Consider the following 23,931-nt stretch of genomic DNA (forward strand, 5'->3'; position numbering starts at 1 on the left):
GAATATTGCTGCAGTTGGCTGAACTTTGCAACGCTTTTTTAAAGAGCATGAAAATAAACCTGAAACAGCGAAACGTAGCAGACCTGAAGCAGGGCGAAAAAGGCATTATTGCCAACATGCGTCCAAACAGTCTCTACCTGAAGCTGCTTGAAATGGGCTGTTTGCCCGGTACTGAAGTTAGCCTGAAGTTAACAGGCGATCCGCTGTGCATAACCGTGGGAGGCCACGATTTATCACTGCGCATGGACGAGGCACAAAGCCTTGCCCTGGTAGAGTAGGTTCCATATGCCGATAAAGTCCAATCCGAAAATAGCCTTAATTGGCAACCCAAATTCCGGGAAATCCAGCCTTTTCAATCAACTTACGGGTCTTAATCAAAAGGTAGGAAATTTTCCGGGCGTAACCATTGATAAGCGCATCGGGCAGTGCAGGCTCGATGAATATATTACTGCCCAGATCATAGATCTTCCGGGTACTTATAGCCTTTATGCACGCTGTGCAGAAGAAAAAACGGCCCTGGAGGTGCTTAATAATCCGCAGAGCCCGTTTTTCCCCGACCTGCTGATCTTTATTGCCGATGCCTCTAACCTGAAGCGTAACCTCCTGCTGTTCTCCCAGGTGAAAGACCTGGGTGTGCCAGTGGTGCTGGCACTAAACATGCTTGATGTAGCGCGGCAGGCCGGCATTAGTGTGCATGCCAACCGCCTGCAGGAGCTGCTGGGCGTACAGGTGGTTACCATCAATGCCCGTAGTGGCGAAGGGCTGGATAAGCTTAAGTACATCATGACGAACCCGATTCGTAAAGAAGCAGAAACCTTCTATGATGTACACGCCCTGGCGCCAAAAGCCATTGATGAGGTAAAAGCACAATTCGCTGTATCCAATAACTACAGCGCCTGGCAGTTGCTGCAGCAGGGTGCCCAGAGTGCACACCTGCAAGCACAGGAACAGGAAGGGCTGCAGAAGATTTGCCGAAAGCACCGCTTTCATGCAGAAGAACTGCAGGCCCGCGAAACCATTGGCAGGTATCAGCAAATTCACAGCATACTGGCCAGGGCTACCAGGCAATCGCGCACCAATAAGGCAACACAGCTGCTCAATAAATGTGATGCCGTACTCACCCACCCGCTTTGGGGGCACCTAAGCTTTGTCGGGCTTTTGTTTATGCTGTTCCAGATGGTGTTCTGGCTGGGCAATGCCCCGCTGCCCCTGCTGGATACCGCCTGGGGATCACTTGCCGGGGGCATTGACAGTGCGTTACCCAACAACTGGTTTGGCAGCCTGATTACCACCAGCCTGTTACCTGCCATAGGTGGGGTGCTGTTGTTTCTGCCGCACCTGCTGGTATTCTTTACCCTAATGGCCCTGCTGGAGGAAAGCGGCTATATGTCGCGCGTAATGCTGCTGATGGATAAGCTGATGCGCCGCTTTGGCCTTAACGGCCGCAGCGCTATTCCCCTGCTGTCTACGGCAGCCTGCAGCATACCTGCCCTGCTTGCCAATAAAGATTGCAGCTGCTGGCGCGAGCGTGCCAAGCAGATCTTTGTAGCTCCGCTCGTTAACTGTTCCCCACGCCTGCCGGTATACATTATCCTGATTGGCCTGTTTGTGCCTGAAACACATGTGCTGGGCATTTTAAGTGTGCAGGGGCTGGTATTGCTGGCTATGTACGGCTTTAGCTTTTTTGCTGCCATTTTATCGTCGTGGGCCCTTAAGCTGGTGCTAAAGGTAAAAGCCGATGATACCTTTGTAATGGAGCTTCCCTACTTTACCCGTCCCTACTGGCGCGATATCTGGCATGTTGTAAGGGTAAATCTCTCTGAAATCGGCTTAAGAACAGTTCGGGTGGTACTGCCTGTTTCGGTTCTTATCTGGATGCTGCTTCATATACATGCCCCACATAGCAATGTTGAACAAGCTTCAGGCAGATCTGAACAGGCAACAGACAGGGATCATCTTCATTCATCAGACCCAATACAGTTGCAGGTGGTGCCAACAGACCTGGCATTAGCAACAGAAGTAGCGCCTGCCCATAGCCTTGCCGGTAAAATAGGACAAATCATAGCTCCTACCGTAGAACCTCTGGGCTTCGACTGGCAGGTAGGCTTAGCCGTACTAAGCTCTTTTGCAGCACGCGAAGCATTTGTAGGCAGTATGGCCACACTGTCAAGCCAGGAGGCCGGAACAGAATTGAGCCTGCTCACCCGCATCCGCCAGCAAAACCAGCCTAATGGCAGTCCGCTGGTACCCCCCATGCTGCTGTCGCTGCTGGTATTTTATGCCTTTGCCATGCAGTACTTTCATATGGCAGGTACAGTATTGAAGCAATCTCCTTTCTGGTGGGCGCCCCTGCTGCAGCTTGTGTACATGACGGTGCTCGCCTATGCCTCTGCCTTTGTAGTGAACCAACTCTTCAGCTAAACAGCGATTTCATCAGGCTTGGCAGGCAGAATCAGGCGGGCCAGAAATACAGAATAAGCGGTACACCCAGCAGAATAATGCCTACCGTTAAGGGCAGGCCCATTTTCCAGTAATCGCTGAATTTGTAGCCCCCGGGGCCCATTACCAGGGTATTAGACTGGTGACCAATGGGTGTAAGAAAGGCGCAGGAAGCGCCAACGGCAATTGCCATCAGGAAGGGATCCGGCGAAACATCCATATCTGCTGCTATATTTATTCCGATGGGTGCCATGAGCACTGCCGTTGCAGCATTATTGATCACATTAGAAAGTGCAATGGTAATGGACATTAGCAGGCCCAGGATAAGCCAGGTGGGGTGGTAATCTCCCAGGTGAAGTATCTGGTAGGTAATCAAATCGGCAGCACCACTGGTTTCAAAGGCTTCGCCCACCGGTATCATGGCAGCCAGCAGCACAATCACCGGCCAGTCTATGCTGGTGTACATTTCCCTTAGCGGCAGTATTCCTGTAAGCACCATTGCTACGGCAGCCATCATAAAAGCAATCTCTACCGGCAGCAGCTGCGTTACTACAGTGGCAATGGCAAAAACAAAAATGCTAAGGGCAAAGACAACATTGCGGCGTTTGCCAATATTCAGTTCTCTTTCTGCCAGGGGCAGACACTGCAGGGTGGTAATGGCATCTTTTAAATTAATGCGCTTTCCCTGTAACAGCAAAACATCTCCCTGTTTGAACTGGGTTTTGCCAATTCGCTGCCAGTACTGCTTTTCACGCCTGGCAATAGCCAGCAGGTTTATGTTAAAGCGTGCACGCATGTTAATACTGTATGCAGTTTGCCCGATCAGCGGAGAATCTGCCATTACCACGGCTTCCATGGTATGGATATCTTTCGATCCTTTGGCTTGCTTTCGAATGGCTTCATTACCCAGCAGTGTGGCTCCTGTACTGTGTACAAAGGTTTTCAGATCGTCGGTAGCGGCCTCCAGGATCAGGATGTCTCCTTCCCTTAACTCTTCCAATGGGGAGGGTGCATGCAGGCGTACACCATCTCTTAACAGCCCCAGTGCCTGAACATCGGTATCTGACTGTGAATTGATATCGCCAACCGGCAGCCCAACCAGGGTAGATGCTTCGTCTACCCTTACTTCCGTAATATAGTTTTCTATCTGAAAAAGGCTTTGTTCAGCATCCTGTGTTTGCCTCCTGGGCAGCAGCCGCCAACCCAGCAAACATATAAAAAGCAGCCCAAACAGCGCCAGGCAAATACCCACAGGGGCAAACGCAAACATACGGAAGGAACTACCCACCACCTGTGCCCTGTAAAGGGCAATAATTATATTTGGGGGTGTGCCAATAAGAGTAATCAGGCCTCCTAAAATGGAAGAAAAAGCAATGGGCATGAGCAGATAAGAGGGAGGATTACCACTCTTCCGGGACAGATGAATAGCCACAGGCATAAGAATGGCCAGCGCACCTATGTTATTCATAAAGGCAGAAGCAAAAGTAACAATCAGGCACAGCACAAAAATTTGCAGCACCTGGTTTTTTCCTGTACTGGTTAATAACCTGCCAACTACATCTACCAGCCCCGAGTGCTGCAGCCCCTGGCTGATCATGAGCACAGCTGCCACCGTTATTACTGCAGGATGTCCAAAACCGGCAAAAGCATTACCAGCAGGCACTATACCGGCAATTACCAGCACAAAAAGGGCTAAGAGCGCTACAAGGTCATAGCGCAACCTCCCCCATACAAAAAACACAAGCGATAGAACCAGTACCAGAAAAACAGTAAGTTGCTCCATACAAAAAATATTGTTCAGGAATGAACAGCAGGCAATCCAGCAGAAACAACACCTGGGAGCACCGCTGGTACAACAAAGATATGACCTCCCCATACGGGAAAACTGTAGAAGCGTTTCCTCGTTTAGGAGTAATGATCATATAAACAACCACAGGGCCCAGGTATATTGCCATTCTCTAAGAGTCCGGCTGCGCTCCTCCCTTTTTCCGGTAATCAGCTGGTAGCAGGTTTCCCTTTTCGTCTCTAACATGTGTTTCCATGTTGGGAATGATATCGGTATTCTGGGCAGAGGCGCAGCTCCAGTGGTCATTAGTTTTATGCACCACAAAGGTGAAGATATTGCGGCGAATCCCGGGTTGTTCTACATCGCCAACAGCTGTCTGCCCCTTTAACTTCATTTTTGCCTGCACCACGGCTATGTTGTCTGCCAGATATTTCACTTTTGTACGCAGCAGGCTAAGGGTGGAGTTATTGAAGATCGTCTCAAGCCCGTAGGCATGTGCTTTTTCAATGGCCTGCCGGTTGTGCCACCACAGGCCTGTAACATTGATGAACTCTGCATCATCATCGAACAGAGAGGCCAGCTTAGGTGCATCTCTCCTGTTCCAGGCTTCTGTAAAAACCAGCGCAATGCTTTCAGGACCATCTAGTTTGCTGTAGCTCATGTATTTTTTTCAGGACAAGTAGCTAAGTAGCTAATCAGTACCTTCGGCACAAAAGATTAATTCAATTTTATGATGTAGGCCCTGGGCCATCGCTTGCCGGTTATAAGTATATCTTCCGTTTTCGGATTATAGGCAATCCCATTCAGCACATTAGCTTTCGGGTACTCTCTTTTGATCTGATCGGCAATGGGCGATAAATCAAGCTTCCCCACAACTGTTCCGTCTGTGGGATCAATTTTCAGGATGTAGTTAGTTTCCCATTGGTTGGCATAAATATAGCCATCGATATATTCCAGTTCGTTAAGCTGTTTGGCAGCAGCTCTGTTTTCTTTTACTTCCAGGCTTTTCACAACAGCAAAAGTAAGGGTATCCAGGTAGTGGAGCCGGTGGGTACCATCACTTACGATCAGGTGCTGCCCGTCTGTGGTAATGCCCCAGCCATCAAAACCATAGCTGAATGTACCCAGCTGTTCAAAGGAGCCGGCACGATATATGAAGCCCTTGTTGTGCTTCCAGGTGAGCTGGTAAACTTTATTATTCAATACGGTAATGCCTTCGCCGAAGTACTTTTTCTTCAGTACTACCTTCTTCTTCTGGCTACCGCTTTCCAGATCTACCTCTGCGATCCAGGATTGATTAGCGCCTGTACTCTCATATAATTTGTCGCCCCAGTAGACCAGGCCCTGGGTGTAGGCTTTCCGGTTATGCTGCAGTGTTGCCTTCAGGCTGTAGGCAATGAAGTTACTATCCGCTGCTACTGTTATTGCAGATCCGCTTTGCATACTCCCTGGGCTACACGACCAGCAAAGGAGGAGTTGCAAAGCAAAAATCAGGATGCCGATAACAGGGTTCATGAGTGCCGAATATGTATTTTTTCCTGAAACAGTGTTTTTATTATGGCAGGATTGCGATTCCTGATGTATCAGCCTGTTCACCATTTAAGCAGCTGGCGTCCACTTTTCAATGGCTTTTCCTGCTCGTGCCAAACAAAGCGGCCCTCTACGCCTTCTGGCAAACTTACTTCTGCCTGCAGCTTTCCCTTACTATTTACATGGTAACGCACGCTGATCTCTCCTTTTGGATGAGGAACAGATCCTGATACTTTTTTGAGCTCTCCCAGCCGGGGCTCAATCAGCACTTTTGCAAAACCTGGTGCATCACTGTCAATGCCCAATACGGTTCTGAAAAATTCAATATTAGGACTGGCACCCCAGGCATGGCAGTCGGAGCGGGTTGGTTCGGGCTGCTCGGCCCAGGTAGTTAAGCCCCGTTTCAGCTGTGCCCTCCATTCGTCGAGCCAGCCGATGTATCCATTGCCTAAGCCAGCCTTGATGGCGGCTGCGTGCAGATAAAATTTAAAGTAGATGGTGGCCTGCACCAGGTCCTGCTGTGCCAGGGTCTTTTCCATTAGGCTGGTTGCTGTTGCTCCCTCTACCACACCTGCCAGCACGGCGAGGGCGTTGGTGTGCTGTGAGAAATGCCGCTTTTCAGGCGTATCAGCAAACAGTTCTTCTTCCACATCCCAATATACTGCTGCAATTGTGCGGCTAAGGTCTTCACTCCTACTTTCATATTCAGCTGCCAGTGCCGGTAATCCTGCGGCTCTTTCCAGCAAGGCTGCCGCCCTATAGGCAATGAGCAGCTGCAGGTCTAAGGGAGCAGAGGCGCCTGCTGCGGTGGCGGGGGCAATGCCGGCCTTCCAGCCAGGTCCGCTGGCCCAGTCTGTAAAGTTCCAGTAGGGCATGCGCTTTAGTGAACCCCTGGGCTGCTGATAGCCGTGGTAAAAATCAAGGACCGACCGGCTCACCGGCAGCATTGCTTTTACAAAACTGGTGTCGCCGCGGTATTTCCAGTGGTCGTGCAGCATGGAGATCCACCAGAGTGAAAAGGGTGTTATGTACTGCGCCTCTCTGCTGGGATAGCGGCTCATGGTAAGCCCGCCCAGGGATTGGGAGAAACTAATCTGTTCTATGGCGTTGCGCATCAGGCGGTCGTCGCCGCTGTTGTAAAGCGAGACCAGTGCCTGAATGCGGGTGTCGCCTACATATTGCAGCTGCTCATAGTAAGGGGTATCCATGTAGGTTTCGTGTGCGCAAAGGCGGGCAGAGCGCCAGCCTACATCTAAAATAGTGCTTAGTTCCGGCACGCCTGCATCAAAGCTTGCCTTCCGCTCAAACGGATAACCCGTATACAGACCATAGAGGTCATCCAGCTCAAGGGGTTCGGCGCCTGTCCGGATCTGCAGTTGCAAATAGCGCCAGGTGCGCCAAAAAAGCGGTACTATGGTTCGCTGGCTGCCGCCATCCAGCGTCCACCGGTCCTCATACCCTATAAAAACCTTTCCTGCTACTTTGTTGCGGTTGCCTTTCTGCTTTGTTTCTGCTGCAGGCTTCCCCTCATCTACAAACATAGATTCTGCATACTTCAGGCTCACCACAGCGCCTTTGCCTCCGCTTACATGGAGTACAGGGTAAGCAGTGGTGAGGTAAGTCTGGTCCAGCAGCAGGGTGGCTTTGGTATTAGCAGGAATATGAATAGACTTGCTCTCGCCGGGAAATCCGGCTGGAGGCTGCATGCCTGCTGCACTTCGTAAAACGGGAATACGCTGTGTTTCCAGGGCCATCGGCGGAATCTGGCGCTGGCGCAACATCCAGCCTTCATACCAGGGTTCAAAAAGACCATAGGCCAGGCCCGGAGAAATTTCAATGGCATTTGTCCAGCCGCTGTCATCAAAACCAGGCTGCTCCCATTGCCAGGGATAGTTGTTAAAGTCTACCTCTTCTCCCGGGTCTATTACAAAATAAGTATGCAAATTGGTGAGCAAGGGCGCATAGGCAGAATTTTTCCAGCTTTTCCAGGAGGCACCGGTATTAACAACTTCTTCAGCCGCACTATTCCCCTGCAAAATAAAGGCTGTTTGCCTGCTCTGCTGGCTCATGGGCTTATGTTCGCCCCAGTTCCAAACCTGTGCAGCCAGCACATTATTGCCTTCCTTCAGGTAAGGCGCGAGGTCAATGGTTTCGAAGTTCCAGTGATACACATCGCTGCGGGCCGGGCCCCAGCACACCAGGGTACCGTTTACAAAAAGCTTATAGCGGTTATCGGCAGATACATGCACGGGAAAAGCAGCCGGTTTGGCAGGCAGTGTAACAGATTTACGAAAATGATAAACGCCGTATGCTTTAGGATCTTCCCCAGCCATAAAAATCCATTTGGCAGGCCAGGGCTTTTGCAGCAGCGCTGCGGGCAACTCTCTGGCAGGCAGCTGTGCCAGCAGCAAAGAGGGCAGGCAAATGCCTGCAAGCACCAGGCTTACAAGAAAAAAATGTATCCTACACATCCCTACTTTTAAAATGCCTGTTTCTGCCATAGCTACGAGTATAAAACCTGCACCATAAGCAACATCGCCGTTAATAATTCTCCCTTACTGATCGGTTTCCTCCTTTATCATTCTCATTCAATCTAAGAAATTATTCCCTAACAGTTAGTGTTTCAGCAAGTAGGGCTCCGGGAGCGTTTAAAAAATCTCTGGGCACTCGAAAAAATTAATACTATCTTTGCAGGCTTATTTAATAAATCATGATCTCAGTTGACGCAGTAGGTGTTGAGTTTAATGGTTCGGCGCTGTTCAGCAATGTTACCTTTAACATCAACGATAACGACAGAATTGCCCTTATGGGCAAAAATGGCGCCGGTAAATCTACCTTACTCAAAATTATTGCAGGCGTAAACAAGCCTACCCGCGGTAAAATATCGGCCCCTAAAGATGCCGTAATTGCCTACTTACCACAGCACCTGCTAACCGAAGACAAGTGCAGTGTGTTCGAAGAGGCCTCCAAGGCTTTCTCGAAAATCCTGGATATGAAAAACAGGATGGATGCCCTTAACAAAGAGCTGGAAACGCGTACCGATTACGAATCTGAAGAATATTATAAAATTATTGAGCAGGTAACAGAGCTTAGTGAAAAATATTACTCTGTTGAGGAGATTAACTTTGATGCAGAGGTAGAAAAAACCCTGCTGGGCCTGGGCTTTCTAAGAGCTGACTTTAACAGGCCTACCAGTGAGTTTAGCGGTGGCTGGCGCATGCGTATTGAGCTTGCAAAAATACTGCTGCAGAAGCCCGACCTGATTCTGCTCGATGAGCCCACCAACCACATGGATATTGAATCGATACAGTGGCTGGAGGATTTCCTGGTAAACAATGCCAAGGCGGTTATCGTGATCTCGCACGATAAAACCTTTGTAGATAACATTACCAACCGCACCATTGAGGTGACCATGGGCCGTATTTACGACTATAAAGTAAACTACAGCCATTACCTGGAGCTGCGCAAAGAACGCCGCGAGCAGCAGCAAAAGCAGTTCGACGACCAGCAAAAGCAGATTGCCGAGATTCAGGAGTTTATAGATCGTTTCAAGGGCACCTACTCCAAAACCCTGCAGGTACAATCGCGGGTGAAAATGCTGGAGAAAATGGAAATTGTGGAGGTAGATGAGGTTGATACTTCGCACCTGAACATTAAATTTCCGCCTGCACCACGCTCCGGCACCTACCCGGTGGTGGTAGAAAGCTTAACTAAAAAATACGGCGACCACACCGTATTCCGCGATGCCTCCCTTACCATAGAGCGAGGCCAGAAAGTAGCCTTTGTGGGCAAAAACGGCGAGGGTAAATCTACGCTGGTTAAAGCCATAATGGGCGAGATAGATTATGAGGGCAAGCTTCAGCTGGGGCACAACAGCATGATTGGCTACTTTGCCCAGAACCAGGCTTCGCTGCTCGATGGTGAGCTCTCTGTTTTTCAGACCATAGACCAGATTGCCGTTGGCGATATGCGCACCAAAATAAAGGACCTGCTGGGTGCCTTTATGTTTGGCGGCGATACCATAGAGAAAAAGGTAAAGGTACTGTCCGGTGGTGAAAAAACCCGCCTGGCCATGATCAAGCTGCTGCTGCAGCCGGTTAACCTGCTGATTCTCGATGAGCCTACCAACCACCTGGACATCAAAACAAAGGATATCCTCAAAGAAGCACTCAAAGCTTTCGACGGTACGCTTATCCTGGTATCGCACGACAGGGACTTCCTGGATGGCCTGGCCACCAAGGTGTTTGAGTTTGGCAACAAGCGCATCAGGGAGCACTTTGAGGACATCGGGGGCTTTCTGCGCAATAAAAAGCTGGAAAACCTGCGCGAGATTGAAAGAACAGTAGCTGCAAAGTAACCAGCAACTGCACTGTTCTTGCCTGAAGGTAAGAATCTCTATATATACCAAAGCCGTGCATTGTAGAAAATGCACGGCTTCTTTTGTTCTATTGCTATGTAAAGGCTGCCTAATGAGCCACAATAGGCTGCTATTCTCCATCTGTATTCTTTTTCCAGATCACCTCTTTGTTCGTAATTTTTGCTTCCTCTTCAGGGTTGCAAACCATTACCAGTTCTCCCTCGCAGTTATACACCGCACTACCGGCACAGGGGCAGCAGAGTGGTCCTCCAACTGACATGATAAAAACAGTCTGGCCACCATAAGTGCCCTGGGTAATTCCACCCAACTGGCAGGGATTGTCAGCGGAAGGTTCTGCCGAATTATCTATGCGTTCCCGCAGCCAGGCTAATTCCTGTGTTGGGTCCGACAGTCCACAGGCATCAGCAACAGCCTTTTCGGGGTTAACGGCCTCGTACTGGTCACAAGCTACGGCCGTAGCAAACAGGAATAGAACGAGCAGTATCTTTTTCATACAGCAGAGCATTTAAGTAGAAGATTGAGGTCTTTGTTAAAAGACAGCTGCTCTACCCAAAGGGTTGGTTGCCCTCACTTGAAAAGACTACGCTCCTCCTGTGCCTACAGCCGAATTATCGCAGCACAACAGTAAATCTATGGATACTGCGCTATCAGCAGGTTAAGTACTATGCTCTTTACTGCAGTTGCTGAGTTTACTCCAGCTTAAAGATCATAGATTCCAGCGGCTGCAGCGCTACACTTACGCTACCTTCCCCATTTACCACCTTAAGGCTAGCAGATTGCTCCCCATACAGCTGATCCTTTATGGTGTATTCACCATCCCGCAGGTTCCATGATTTTATAAGCTCCGCGGGTACTTTCAGACTAAAGCTGTAGCTGTTCTCTCCACTAAAATTAGACACAACGATCAGGCGTTCACCATCTGCCCAGCGGGCAAACGAAAACAGCTTGTCATTGTAGCCTTCGCTCTGGCTCCGGTTGTAGGCATGCAGGTCCTGGTACTTGCCCATAAGGGCTTTGCTGCTGATGGTGTAGTTAAGCAGGCGCTTGTAGAAATCGCGCAGCTCTTTTTCTTCCGGCCTAAGCTGCCCGCCATCATATTTCTTATCATTTATCCAGCGCTGATGGTGAGGAACGCCTACATAATCAAAGATAGAGGTGCGGCTGGGCGAACCAAAGCCTCCCCTTTCGGCACCGGGCTCGCCTACCTCCTGCCCAAAGTAAACAAGGGTGGGAGAAGTGCTGATAGTAGCAGAAACGACCATTGCTGGTTTTCCTTTTTCTGCGCTTCCGGCAAATTCGGGGCTGGCAATGCGCTGCTCGTCGTGGTTCTCCAGGAAATGGAGCATGTGGTGCTCAATATCGGCATGGCCCCTCTGTATGGCTGCCAGGTGATCGGTACTGCCATGGCCCTGCATGATATGCTTCAGCGTATCGTAAAGCTCTACCTTATCGTAGAGGTAATCCATTTTACCCAGCTGTATGTAATTGCGATACAAATTTGGGTTGTACACTTCGGCCAGCAGAAAAGCATCCGGATTTTTCATTTTGATGGCTGAATTCATATAGCTCCAGAATTCTACCGGCACCATCTCTGCCATATCAAAACGGAAACCATCTACACCCATATCCAGCCAGTACAGGGCTATGTCACGGAACTTCTTCCAGGAGTCCGGCACTTCCCTGTCGAGCCAGAACCTGTAATGAGCTTTATAGCCCTCCTGCTCGTAGCCATCGGGCAGTTCATCAAAATCTTTGGTACCATCTGGCTGCACCCCGTAATTGATCTTAACCGTTTCGTACCAGTCGTGAAAGTGGGGCTGCGAGAGGCGTGAACCATTGCCCGTCCATTTGGCAGGGGTTTCTTCGAACATGCCATCTGCAAGGGGGTGCTGCTCTCCGCCAAGAGGCCTGTAGCCATCCAAAGGCTCCGGCACCTTAAAGCTTTCGCCGGGATTATAATAAAAGTTATTGTCCCTGGCGTAGGTTACAGTTGTATCATCGCTGGCACCAAAGTCTTCAACACCCTCGGGATTGTTTTTCCCTTCGTAACGCCTGGCTATATGGTTGGGTACAATATCGATGAGCACTTTCATACCATTGCGATGCGTGCGTTCAATGAGGGCTTTAAACTCATCCAGCCGCTCGGCAGGATCTTCGGCCAGATCGGGGTTTACGTTGTAGTAATCCTTTACGGCATAGGGTGAGCCTGCCCTGCCCTTTACCACATCAGGATCGTCGTTAGAGATGCCATAGGCGGTATAGTCCCTGATAAGGGCATGATGCGGAACGCCGGTGTACCAGATATGGGTAACGCCAAGCCCCCTGATCTCCTGCAGGGCCTTGTTTGTAATATCATTAAACTTACCTACTCCGTTCTCTTCAGGGGTGCCCCAGGGCTTGTTGGTGGTATTGGTATTGCCAAACAACCGGGTAAATACCTGGTATACCACCACCTTTTGCTCATGTGTGGTTTCTAACATTTCTTGCTGATGTGTTTCCTGCGCACAGCCGGGCGCACCTAACAAGGCTGCAAGCAATAGCCTTAAAGATCTTTTTAGCTTAAACATGTAATTAGGTGCTTAAAATGGCTGGAACTGTATAATATACAAAGGTTTTTACAGCCTTCATATAACTATTTAAATATTAGCATATTGTGGTGCGGCGGCCAAAGCCGTTACCAGAGTCTTATCAGAAAGAGGCTTTTTCTTCCTTACTAAGGGCTAAGCGCAGGCTGAACAGTGAGAGCAGGAGCGTTAAAGGAGTAAACAGCATTTTTTCCAGCTCGTTGTTTGAGAACAGGTTACCCACCGTATTCAAAAGGAAAAGCAGAAACATTGCCCAGAGTGCTGTTTTGATTACCATCCGGTTGAGCTTTACTTTTAGTATGCCTGCGTGGGTGCCTACCACCGCCAGCATCAATAAATTCAGAACCACCGATACCGCTTCAAATACAAGCATTTGTGAAGCATCTTTAAGCCTGCCGCCCCACACAATCTCAAAGGGTATAATCCCCAGCATAACGAGTAAATGAAACACTACAATAAGCGACAAAATAATAAGTATACCGCTGGTAGCAATTTGCCTGGTTAACGGGCTGTTCATAAATTTATTAATTTGAGAATTAATGTTGAGCAGTGGATGATCATTAAAAAGACCAGGCAAAAAAGCCTAAAACACTGTAGCAGCTGCTGTGTATCAGCTGCTACAGTGCCTGCTGAGGTGTTTTTATAGCGGAATGTTACCGTGTTTTTTCCTGGGCAGCACTGCCACCTTGTTTTCCAGCATTTTGTAGGCTTTCATAAGCTTACGGCGGGTATCGGAGGGGAGTATCACCTCATCTACATAGCCCCGATGTGCGGCACGGTAAGGGTTGGCAAACTTTTGAGTGTACTCATCAACCTTTTCCTGCAGCCTGGCTTCGGGATCGGCTGCCTCCTGTATCTCGCGGCGGAAAATGATTTCTGTAGCTCCCTTGGCTCCCATTACGGCTATTTCGGCCATGGGCCAGGCAAAGTTCATATCGGCGCCAATGTGCTTGGAGTTCATAACATCATAAGCCCCACCGTAGGCCTTACGGGTAATAACGGTAATGCGGGGCACGGTGGCCTCTGAGAAGGCATACAGCAGCTTGGCACCATTGGTGATGATGGCGTTCCACTCCTGGTCGGTGCCTGGCAAAAAGCCGGGTACATCTTCCAGCACCAGCAGGGGTATGTTAAAGCTGTCGCAGAAGCGCACAAAACGGGCAGCCTTAATGCTGGCGTGGTTATCGAGCACACCAGCCAGAAAGGCTGGATTGTTGCCCACAATACCAATGCTGCGGCCACCTAAACGGGCAAAGCCCACCACTATGTTTTCTGCAAAATTCTTATGTACCTCAAAAAAGCTACCGGGGTCTGCCAGCTGCTCAATTACCTCGCGTATGTCGTAGGGCTGGTTTGGCGTTTCCGGAATGAGGGTATCCAGGTCGGGACGGCTTTCATCTATGGTTACTTCATATGGCAGGGCGGGTGCATCTTCTTCGCAGTTCTGCGGAATATAGCTAAGCAGGCGCTTAATGTAGTTGATGCACTCCACCTCATTGGCACAGCTGAAATGGGTTACCCCGCTTTTAGTACTGTGGGTGCTGGCACCGCCCAACTCTTCGGCGGTTACATCTTCCTGTGTAACCGTTTTTACCACATTGGGGCCGGTAACAAACATATAGCTGGTGTCTTCCACCATCATAATAAAGTCTGTAATGGCTGGGCTATACACAGCGCCTCCTGCACACGGCCCCATAATGGCAGATATTTGCGGAATAACGCCACTGGCCAGGGTATTGCGGTAAAAGATATCGGCATAACCTCCCAGGGATACTACCCCCTCCTGTATGCGGGCGCCGCCGGAATCGTTTAGCCCGATAATGGGTGCGCCGGTTTTCATGGCCAGCTCCATAATGCGCACAATTTTTTCGGCATGCGCCTCTGCAAGGGAGCCTCCAAGTACTGTAAAATCCTGTGCAAAAACGTAGATGGTACGCCCGTTTACAGTACCGTAACCGGTTACCACACCATCACCTAAAAAGTGCTGCTGGTCGAGGCCAAAATCGCGGCTGCGGTGCATTACAAACTTTCCGATCTCCTCGAAAGAACCTTCGTCGAGCAGCAGGTGAATACGCTCGCGGGCTGTTAGCTTGCCTTTTTTATGCTGGGCATTAATGCGGTCCTGACCACCGCCAAGGAGTGCCTCCTCGTTCTTTCTCTTTAGTAGCTCGTATTTTTGCTGATGTGTTGGGAATGTATAGGTGTGTTCGTTAGATGATTGCTCGGCCATAATTAAAAAACGTTTGCATCAAATATAAATAAAAAAACAACGCTACCCTGCTTTTGCCTGGTAGCGCTGAATAGCTATACTAAACCACATTTATAAAAATGACCCCGGGTTAGTGTATGAACCCTCTCCCGAGAACCCGCAGGTCACTTCAACCTCTTGTTTTTTTTTAAGGAACAGGTGCCGGGTGTGCGATGGTCTGCCACTGCAGTATCAGCTAAATAGCACCAGGGGTACCGCAGCCTCACAGCTCCATTCACTAACTAATCCAACGCATACACCCGCACATAGTCTACTTCCATGCGCTGCGGAAAGGCATTATCATCAACACCCTCTTTGCCTCCCCAGTTGCCTCCTACCGCTACATTCAGCAGCAGGTGAAATGGCTGATCGAAGGGCCACTCCTTATAATCGCCACCGGTGTGGGCAAAGGTGTTGTAAAGCTTATCGTCTACAAAGAACTCGATTTTATCGGCAGTCCAGCGAATGGCGTAGCGGTGAAACCTGCGATCGAACTTCTCCACCTGGATCTGCTTGCCCTTTTGGGTACCGATGCCATGGTTAAAGGCTGCAGTGTGCACTGTACCATGCACTACACCCGGATCGTAACCTACATGCTCCATGATGTCGATCTCGCCACTGGCAGGCCAGCCGCCGTACTTCCATTGGGTGGGCAGCATCCAGATGGCAGGCCAGGTACCAACGGCTTTGGGCAGTTTTGCCCGCACCTCTATGTAACCATACTGCCAGTCCTGCTTGCTCACCAGTCGTGTAGAAGTAAATTTAGGCTGATCCTTGTCTGTTTTCAGCGCTTCTATCACCAGCATTCCCTTTTTCACATATACGTTTTCCGGGTTGCTGGTATAATACTGAAGTTCATTATTACCCCAGCCACATACATCTGGGCAGCCATCACCCAAATCGTACTTCCAGCGGGTGCTATCAGGCATTCCTTTATAATCAAACTCCTCAGCCCACAGCAACTTGCCTTTCTGGGCGTAGCCTGTTGCTCCTGAAAGCAGCAGCGCCAGGATTATCAGTATTTTTTTCATGTTAATTTTTCTAAGCAGTTCTTTCAACATTTACCAGCACAACGCCCGGCACAGTGCGCCACCGGGCTAAGAGCAGTGGCCCTATTCCGGCTGGAAAACCCTTACATAATCTACCACCATACGCTGTGGAAAGGTGGTGTTCGCATCGGGACTGCCCGGCCAGTTGCCCCCCACTGCTACGTTGAAGATGAAAAAGAAATTCTGATGAAATTCGCTAAGCTCTGCCGGTGTAATGTCTACCACATTAAACTGTACATCATCAACATACCAGGTAATGCTGGTCGGGGTCCATTCCATCGAGAACACATGAAACTCATCGGCAAAGATGCCACTCTGCAGGCTATAGCCTTTGCCATAGTTGGCATAGTTTCCCGCATTTGACCAGTGAATGGTACCATGTACTGTATTGTCTTTACCAGTACCGCCCACTAATTCCATGATATCGATCTCGCCACAGGCAGGCCAGCCTACTGTAGTGATGTTGCTCCCCAGCATCCACAAAGCAGGCCAGATACCCTGCCCCTGCGGCAAAGCAGCCCGTATGTCTACCCTGCCATACTGAAAGGATTGCTTTCCCTGTGTTTTGATGCGGGAAGATGTGTACTCACGCCCCTGGAACTGCTCTTTTTTGGCTGTGATCACCAGGTAGCCTTCCTGTACACTGGTATTTTCCGGACGATAGTACTGCAGTTCGTTATTGCCCCAGCCATTAGCACCGGTACCGGTTTCATGTACCCAGTCCGTAGTATTAAGCTGGTCTCCATTAAACTCATCCTGCCACACCAGGCTCATGCCGGCGTAACTTTCAGGCGTAGTATAACCGGTTTGCGGAATACCATTATCGCCGCCACCACTGTTCAGTTCTATGGTTACCTCTCTTGTTTCTGTAGCAAAGACGGAAGCAGTTGCATGTGCCTGCACCCTGATGGTGTAGGTGCCGGAAGCGGTATACGTATGCTCTGCTACCTTAGCCGTGGTATTAAGTGGTGTTTCATTGCTTGCATCGCCAAAGTATACCAGGTAATAATTAGCATTCTGGGCCGAAAACTGCAGGCTTACCTTCGCAGGATTCTGCTCATTTCGCTGCACCTGAACCGTAAGGCCCGATGGTGGTACCACCGCCGGTGCATCCTCTTCCTTTTCGCAACCCACAGCAGTTAGCAACACTATGCAAAAAAGGAGGAGCATGTATTTAAGATTGATCAATGTCTTATGTTTTAGGTTATAAATAAAGAAGAAACAGATTGCCTTTGGAGGCAGGCAATCTGTTTCTAAAGACTATTCTGATATGAGTACAAAACTCCAGAAGGTTGAACCATCGCCTGAGATATCTACTGTAATGGACAAGGTTTCTGTGTTTCCATTTTTAACATAGCTCAGTACCTCGTAGGTTACAGAAGATTCTGTTGTTGGAGGAGCAGCATGCTCGCCACCATTGTACGCTTTAGGCAAGGCAATAAAGGCTCCTGTGCCTGTTACAGTGATGTATGCTGGTTCGGTTGCAGTGGCAGGTGTAAAACTAAAACTGTGTGTGCCAGAACCCCATACCTGTGCATTTGCAGACAGGGTACTCTCCTCTACACAGGCTGCCGGATCTACTCCCATATATGGCTCACCAAACACATCGCCATTGGCATCGTATTCGTATACACCACCTGTTTTGAAGATGTATTCATCGTTGAACAAGCAGGGCCTATCTCCTGAAATATCCTGGCCATTTGGCCAGTAGTTGTCACTACCTTTAGTTTGCCCAACCCCGAAAGAACCTGCTGCAGGTTTCAGCTTCCAGCTTTTTGCAGAGCCCCCGGTAAGGGCCTCCAGTGTAAGTTCTGCCGTTTCTGCTGCCTGGCGAATATCATCAATGTAGAAAGTGCCTCCATTGTTGTTGTCAAAATCCAGGAACATGGCAATTTTATCGTAAGTACCACCTGGTACTGCCGAAAAATCAAAGGTTAGTTCCTCCCACTCATTCACTTTAGTAACATCGGCAAAAACTTCAACAGGATCTGCTGATCCGTCTAAACGCTCCAGTTTAAACAAAGCTCTGCCTGCAACAGGTGAATATACCTTGTATTTAATTAGGGTATTGGTAGAAAAGTCCAGTGGTGCATGTAGGGCTGTTTCTATACCGGCCCAGTTACCTTCTGTTCCTTTCACATATTTGCCTACTCTTGCACTGGTATTGATACCGCTTGCATCTGGGTTATCTACAACCTCGTATGTTGTACCCCCAAAGCCATTGAAGGGAGGTGCGGTGGCGCCCTCGAAATCAACAGGTAAAGTTGTGGTAGCTGGTGGCGGTGGCGGCGGAGGGGTAAAACCTTCAGGAATCAGGCGGTGATACCAGGCAAAGCCTTCATTGCCAGTATCGAGTGACCTGATCATCATTTCATTTTCAGTAAGGCTAATGATCTGGTAGGTTCTTACACCGGTGTAGTAACCAATAAATCCACCCTCAGAAATTGTAATAAACTGGTTACCCTCTGCATCTTCTGTAACTGACCACTGTAAGTTATCAGGTGCGGTGTAAGGCGCCATAAAGTCGCCTACCGGGCTTGCAGTAGCGCCAGGGAACTCACCCTGCTGGGCACCATTCAGGTACACATCTCCTGCAGTTTCCATATTGAACTCAAAGTCTGCAAGCACAAAAGTGTACTTATCATTGTACAAGCCACCTCCTGCTTTTTCATTTGCTCCCGCTGTATACCAGATAGGCGCAACATCTGTATCTGGGCCCAGGCCAAAATGGCCTGCACGTGCTGCGTCAATTACCCAGGTTTTACCTTCTGGCCTGTCGTTACCACCTGTTAACATATTGTATACAGGCAAATCCAGCAGGGTTGGGTCGGTTTCGGCTATCTCAATAGTTTGTGTAGAAGAAACACTGCCACCTGAGGTAAATACTGTTAAGGTAACCTCATAGGTGCCTTTCAGCGGAAATACTCCTGTAACACTGCTGCCCTGGGCTTTCGAGCCATTGCCAAAATCCCAGTTTTTGATAAATGCACCAGTCGACGGGCTGGTGAAGTTGATGATGTTGTCATTTTCTGCACTGGGCTCATAGGTAAAGGCAGCATCTGCTGCAGTTGGGGGCGCTCCCAGGGCGAAATCCTCCTCCTGGAAGAGATCGCATCCCGACAGGAATACCTGTAAGCCAAGTACCCACACAAGTGTATATAAAATGCGTTTCATGCGTAATGGGTTAAGAGTTAGTTGTTATAACCAGGGTTTTGCTGCCATCCTGCTCTGGCCAGGTCAATTTCTGCCTGTGGAATAGGAAACAGCTCATGTCTGCCAGTCTGGAAACCATCAATTTCCTGGGCAGCACGGCCAGTGCGAACCAGATCAAAAAAGCGGTGGCCTTCACCTGCCAGCTCAACACGGCGCTCCTGGTAAATGGCATTCAGCAGTGCTTCTCCTGATGCATTTACAGGCTCCAGATCCACCCGCTCACGTACCTGGTTCAGGTATTGCCTGGCCTGCTCCTCATTAGGATTGGCTTTTCTGGCATGTGCCTCGGCAGCCATCAATAACACATCGGCATAACGAATAACAATGTGGTTAACAGGACTCGTTAAGTCTGTATCTGGCGGACCAAGCTCATCCAGCCTTTTGCTATACTTGTTATTATAGTAGCCGGTATGGCCCCCGCCACCTTCAGCATAGGTGATCTCAACATCAGGATTGGCAGCAATAAATGCTTCAATATCAAGAATAGCTCCCTCCAAACGCGGGTCGCCGGCTTCGAATGCATCAACCAGCTCCTGTGTGGGCAGGTTGTAGCTGTTACCATCTGAATAGATAGGGCCGTTATACCCCCTGATGCTATGGAAACCAACGGCAGCAAAGCCTTCGAGGCAAACAAAACAGTCGTAGCTACCACCCTCAATACCAGTGTACTGCACATCAAACACCACCTCAGGGTTGCCTTCGTTCACTACCCTGAAGATCCCGTTGTAGTCGCCCTGGAACAGAGCATATGGACCTTCGTTAATCACGCGGTCAAGCACAGTAGCAGCCTCGGCAAACTCATTCTGGTACAGATGTGCTTTACCCAGTAAAGCAAGGGCAGCACCTTTGGTAATCCTGCCTTTTTGTTCAGCAGTCCAGTCCAGGATGCCAGCGGCATAAGTCAGGTCTTCCTCAATCTGCGCATATACTTCAGTAGCCGGTGATCTGGGAACAGAGGCCAGCTCATCGGGGCTAAGCCTGCGGTCTATTACCAGGGGAACAGCGCCAAAAAACTTTACCAGCTCAAAGTAGTAGTAGGCACGCAAAAAGGCAGCCTGAGCAAGTATTTCATCCTTACCTTCGAAATCAATGTTGTCCTTGTTTTCGAAAATGTAATTGGCACGGGTAACACCGGCATAGTTCCAGCGGAAAATGCTGCGCAGTTCATTGTTTACACCACCATGCGTCATGGCATCGATCTGGTGCAGACCTTCGCTGTCTGTAACACTTTCGCCACCTGCTATTGCGTTATCAGAAGCAATCTCTCCTATCCAAAGGCTTAAGTAAGAAGTTTGCAGCAGGTCGTAAGCGCCAACAAGCGCCTGTTCGTAATCCGCAGGAGCATTAAAATAGCTATCAGCATCCTGGGCGAATTCCGGGTCTATATCAGTAAAATCCTCACAACCAACAGATAAGATCATGCCGGCAAAAAGGATCGACAGTGTTTTATAAAACTTATTCATTTTCATTAAAAGTTAATGTTGAAGCCACCCATGATGATACGGGCCTGAGGATAGGCACCATAGTCTATGCCTGCAGCGGTAGGATTTCCTGATGAGAAATCAGGATCGTAGCCTCTGTAACCTGTAAACGTAAAGAGGTTATTTGCTGAAACATAGATTCTGAAACGCTTCAGCCCAATACGGTCGATCAGGGTGCCTGGCAGTGTGTAGCCAAGCTGCACATTTTTCGCTCTGATGAAAGAACCATCTTCCACGAAGAAATCTGAAATCACGGCATTATTGTTGGCTGCGGTGGTGAGGCGGGGCTGCTCGTTGGTAGATCCTTCACCTGTCCAGCGGCCAATTCTATAGGTTTGCACGTTTGCCAGTGGCTGCTGGCGCTCGTAGTTTCTAAGAATTTCGTTGCCGAATGAGCCAAAGATATTGGCAGAGAAATCAACACCCCAGAAGTTAACACCCAGGTTAAGGCCCATGGTTACATCGGGAATGGCAGATCCCAGGAAAGTTCTGTCGTTGTTGTTGCCAAAACTGATAACACCGTCGCCATCCTGGTCTACATAGCGGAAGTCACCTGGCACTGCACCTGCCTGGGTAACACCTCTTGCTGCAATTTCTTCAGCATTCTGGTAAACTCCTTCGGTTTCGTAGCCAAAGAAGTAACCAATTGGGTAACCAACTTCCATTCTTGTGGCATTACCGCCACCTACACCAAAGGAAGCAAATTGCAGAAAGTCTACACCCTCGGCCAAACCTGTAACTTCGTTATTGATAGTGGTTAAGTTATAGCTGATGTTGAAACCAAAGTCATCGCTAAGCTGATCCCTGTAGCTTATCAGAAACTCGAAACCATTGTTTCTAATACTACCGGCGTTAACATATGGTGGCGCACCACCAGGACCATAGGAACCAAGCACACCCGAAACCTCTGGCTGAAGCAGCAAATCTTTGGTATTCTTAATGTAATAGTCGGTGCTGATATCCAGTCTGCCCTTCAGGAAGTTAAAATCCAGACCTATGTTAGCCTGACTTGTCTGCTCCCAGCGAAGGTCATCATTGCCAAGGGTACCAATAGCCCTGCCATTCACCAGGTTATCGTTAAAGGCATATACCGCTTCGCCATTCAGAAGCCCCCTGTAGGGCCAGTTGTTAACAATTTTATCATTACCTGATACACCATAACTGGCTCTTAACTTCAGGAATTCTATGGCATTTATGTTGAAGAACGACTCATCTGATATTACCCAGGCAGCAGAGGCTGTTGGGAAGTAACCAAAGCGGTTGTTAGCACCAAACCTGGTAGAAGCGTCTCTCCTTAATATAGCCGATAGCTGATACTTTTCCTGGTAACCATATTCAGCTCTTACAAAATAAGACTGTAACCTGCTTCTATCCTGCCAGGAGGTAGTGCTGTTGCGTAGGTTGGTACCGTTCGCCATAGATATATCGGCATACTCCCAGGAGTTGTATGGGATATCATAGGCTGTACCGGAAAGGTGGCTACCCCTGTCTGCAAATATTGAGGTACCAAGGGTTGCTTTAACTTTGTGTACATCATCGAAGGTTCTCTCGTAGTTCAGGAAAGCCTCGAGGTTGTAGTTGAAATACACAGTTCTGGACTCGGTCACATTATTTGGAACTGGGGTCAGAACACCATTGAGGTCATTTTCGAAAGGATCTAAAGCCTCGTTAGATGCAGTGTTCTGAGCCTTACCAGGACCATAGAACACCAGCGGAGAAAAGCCTTTGTAATCAACGATTGCGTAATTATAACCAGCACGGCCTGTTACGGTAAAGTTGTCGTTGATTTCGTAGCTAAGCTCCTGCTTACCTACTATTTTATTTGTTCTGTTATCATTAAAGGTATTGGCAATCTGCGCCAGCGGGTTAATAATATCGCTGAAGTTTTGCAGGTAGGTATAGCGGTTACCGGTATAAACCTCATCAAGCGGAGAAGCATTGATGGTATTGTAAAGCACAGAGCCTATACCATTTTCTGCCAGGGTTTTCCTGTTTTCGTTGGTATAGAGCAGGATATTCTCAAGGTTTACCCGGGGTGCCAGCTCTGTAATGTAGTTGATGCGGGCATTGTAACGTCTGAACCCGGATTTATCGCCACCAATAATACCTTCCTGATCCAGGTAGGAGGCGCCTATAGAATAGGTGCTCTTTTCTGATCCACCATTTACATTAAAGTTGTAGTTCTGGATAGGTGCGGTCTGGAAAACCTCATCCTGCCAGTTGGTACCTACACCCAGTTCTGTATTTGTGAAAGGCAGTGTTTGATTGGCGGCACCAAATGCTTCGTTTTTAAGAATGGCAAATTCTCTGGCATTGAGCAGGTCGAGCCTTTTTGTAGTTGACTGCACACCGTAGTAGCCATCGAAGCCGAAGGAAGGTTTAGAATTTTTTCTTCCTTTTTTTGTGGTAATGATGATTACACCATTGGCCGCCTGCACACCATATATACCCGCAGTAGCATCTTTCAGTACGTTTACAGATTCAATGTCGGCAGGGTTTAACGCGTTTAATCCATCTGTAGAATAAGGGATACCATCTACCAGCACCAGTGGGTTGTTATTCCCGTTGGTAGAGAGCCCCCTGATACGTATGTTAAGGGCACCTCCCGGAGAACCTGAAGCAGAAGAAATATTAACACCTGCAACCTGCCCCTGCAGTGCCTGCTCTATCCTTACCGGGTTTAAGCCCTGAATAGCCTCGGCATCAACAACCGATACTGCTCCTGTTAATTCTTTCTTAGTGGTGGTGCCATAACCGACAACTACCACCTCTGACAGGGTTTCAACATCTGGCGAAAGCTGAATGTTGATGCTTGTACGGTTTGCAACAGGAACTTCTTCCATGATATAACCTACAAAAGAAAACTGCAGGGTATCGCGACCCGCAGCCTGCACATTATAGACACCGTCCAGGTCAGTAACGGCGCCTCGGGTTGTACCTTTTACCCTGACAGCTACGCCGGGCAAAGATTCTCCTGTAGCCTGGTCGGTTACCGAACCGGTAACCATCTGTGCCTGGCCTTGCAAGGCAAAGGCCAGCCCAAGAAACAGGATGAACAAGGGTAATTTTAGCTTCATACGCTTTACTTTGTTTGAGTTTTGTGGTTGGTTGATGAGCAGATCATTTTTGCTGCAGGTTATTTTTTCGCCTGAAAAACTTTCTGCTTGCAATCGTTTGCAACACTTAGTGCAAGTAAACCTGTGATAGCCCTTCTTTCCAATA

The 23,931-nt window shown here is 48.9% G+C and carries 17 protein-coding genes; 4 read left to right on the forward strand and 13 right to left on the reverse strand.

What is annotated here, in order from left to right; genetic code table 11:
• The first annotated feature begins 47 nt into the window (after nt 1-47).
• Nucleotides 48-278: a FeoA family protein gene (locus KWJ01_RS05965; RefSeq protein ID WP_224995515.1), complete on the forward strand. Its 231-nt coding sequence runs from the start codon at nt 48-50 to the stop codon at nt 276-278.
• Between the two features lie 7 nt (nt 279-285).
• Entirely contained in the window at nt 286-2,421 is a 2,136-nt protein-coding gene (gene feoB / locus KWJ01_RS05970) for a ferrous iron transport protein B (RefSeq protein ID WP_224995516.1), read from the forward strand.
• A gap of 31 nt (nt 2,422-2,452) precedes the next feature.
• Here feoB and KWJ01_RS05975 read toward each other — a convergent pair whose 3' ends face one another.
• Entirely contained in the window at nt 2,453-4,222 is a 1,770-nt protein-coding gene (locus tag KWJ01_RS05975) for an SLC13 family permease (RefSeq protein WP_224995517.1), read from the reverse strand.
• A gap of 20 nt (nt 4,223-4,242) precedes the next feature.
• Between KWJ01_RS05975 and KWJ01_RS27955 the strand changes: the two genes are divergently transcribed.
• The gene (locus KWJ01_RS27955) at nt 4,243-4,365 is read left to right on the forward strand and encodes a hypothetical protein (protein WP_255651036.1); all 123 of its coding nucleotides are present in this window, start codon (nt 4,243-4,245) and stop codon (nt 4,363-4,365) included.
• Nucleotides 4,366-4,397: 32 nt separating this feature from the next.
• Here KWJ01_RS27955 and KWJ01_RS05980 read toward each other — a convergent pair whose 3' ends face one another.
• The 3 genes from KWJ01_RS05980 to KWJ01_RS05990 all read right to left on the reverse strand — a co-directional run bounded on the left by KWJ01_RS05980 (nt 4,398) and on the right by KWJ01_RS05990 (nt 8,226).
• Complete coding sequence (locus KWJ01_RS05980; RefSeq protein ID WP_224995518.1) at nt 4,398-4,886, reverse strand: SgcJ/EcaC family oxidoreductase; 489 nt, start codon at nt 4,884-4,886, stop codon at nt 4,398-4,400.
• A gap of 56 nt (nt 4,887-4,942) precedes the next feature.
• Nucleotides 4,943-5,668, reverse strand: a complete 726-nt coding sequence (locus KWJ01_RS05985; protein WP_224995519.1) for a glutaminyl-peptide cyclotransferase — start codon at nt 5,666-5,668, stop codon at nt 4,943-4,945.
• 149 nt (nt 5,669-5,817) lie between these two features.
• Nucleotides 5,818-8,226: an alpha-L-rhamnosidase C-terminal domain-containing protein gene (locus tag KWJ01_RS05990; RefSeq protein WP_224995520.1), complete on the reverse strand. Its 2,409-nt coding sequence runs from the start codon at nt 8,224-8,226 to the stop codon at nt 5,818-5,820.
• A gap of 239 nt (nt 8,227-8,465) precedes the next feature.
• Here KWJ01_RS05990 and KWJ01_RS05995 point away from each other — a divergent pair, with 239 nt between their 5' ends.
• Nucleotides 8,466-10,112, forward strand: a complete 1,647-nt coding sequence (locus tag KWJ01_RS05995) for an ABC-F family ATP-binding cassette domain-containing protein (protein ID WP_224995521.1) — start codon at nt 8,466-8,468, stop codon at nt 10,110-10,112.
• 130 nt (nt 10,113-10,242) lie between these two features.
• On the opposite strand, the gene KWJ01_RS06000 is transcribed toward KWJ01_RS05995, so the two are convergent.
• From KWJ01_RS06000 to KWJ01_RS06040, 9 genes are all read right to left on the reverse strand, one after another.
• Nucleotides 10,243-10,626, reverse strand: coding sequence for a hypothetical protein (locus KWJ01_RS06000; protein WP_224995522.1), 384 nt, complete (start codon nt 10,624-10,626; stop codon nt 10,243-10,245).
• A 196-nt stretch (nt 10,627-10,822) separates the two neighbouring features.
• Nucleotides 10,823-12,700, reverse strand: a complete 1,878-nt coding sequence (locus tag KWJ01_RS06005) for an alpha-amylase family glycosyl hydrolase (RefSeq protein WP_224995523.1) — start codon at nt 12,698-12,700, stop codon at nt 10,823-10,825.
• A 121-nt stretch (nt 12,701-12,821) separates the two neighbouring features.
• Nucleotides 12,822-13,235 carry a hypothetical protein gene (locus KWJ01_RS06010; protein ID WP_224995524.1) on the reverse strand — a complete coding sequence of 138 codons (414 nt, stop codon included), beginning with the start codon at nt 13,233-13,235 and terminating at the stop codon, nt 12,822-12,824.
• A 123-nt stretch (nt 13,236-13,358) separates the two neighbouring features.
• On the reverse strand, nt 13,359-14,948 hold the full coding sequence (locus tag KWJ01_RS06015; protein WP_224995525.1) for an acyl-CoA carboxylase subunit beta: 1,590 nt from the start codon (nt 14,946-14,948) through the stop codon (nt 13,359-13,361).
• A 260-nt stretch (nt 14,949-15,208) separates the two neighbouring features.
• Nucleotides 15,209-15,997, reverse strand: a complete 789-nt coding sequence (locus tag KWJ01_RS06020; protein ID WP_224995526.1) for a glycoside hydrolase family 16 protein — start codon at nt 15,995-15,997, stop codon at nt 15,209-15,211.
• An 81-nt stretch (nt 15,998-16,078) separates the two neighbouring features.
• Nucleotides 16,079-17,203 carry a family 16 glycosylhydrolase gene (locus KWJ01_RS06025; protein ID WP_224995527.1) on the reverse strand — a complete coding sequence of 375 codons (1,125 nt, stop codon included), beginning with the start codon at nt 17,201-17,203 and terminating at the stop codon, nt 16,079-16,081.
• 72 nt (nt 17,204-17,275) lie between these two features.
• Nucleotides 17,276-19,189, reverse strand: a complete 1,914-nt coding sequence (locus tag KWJ01_RS06030; RefSeq protein WP_224995528.1) for a PKD domain-containing protein — start codon at nt 19,187-19,189, stop codon at nt 17,276-17,278.
• A gap of 17 nt (nt 19,190-19,206) precedes the next feature.
• Nucleotides 19,207-20,691 carry a RagB/SusD family nutrient uptake outer membrane protein gene (locus KWJ01_RS06035; RefSeq protein WP_224995529.1) on the reverse strand — a complete coding sequence of 495 codons (1,485 nt, stop codon included), beginning with the start codon at nt 20,689-20,691 and terminating at the stop codon, nt 19,207-19,209.
• Between the two features lie 5 nt (nt 20,692-20,696).
• Nucleotides 20,697-23,786, reverse strand: coding sequence for a TonB-dependent receptor (locus tag KWJ01_RS06040; protein ID WP_224995530.1), 3,090 nt, complete (start codon nt 23,784-23,786; stop codon nt 20,697-20,699).
• Nucleotides 23,787-23,931 lie beyond the last annotated feature (145 nt).

Origin of the sequence: Cesiribacter sp. SM1, from assembly GCF_020178975.1 — a bacterium.
Classification (GTDB): Bacteria; Bacteroidota; Bacteroidia; order Cytophagales; family Cyclobacteriaceae; genus Cesiribacter.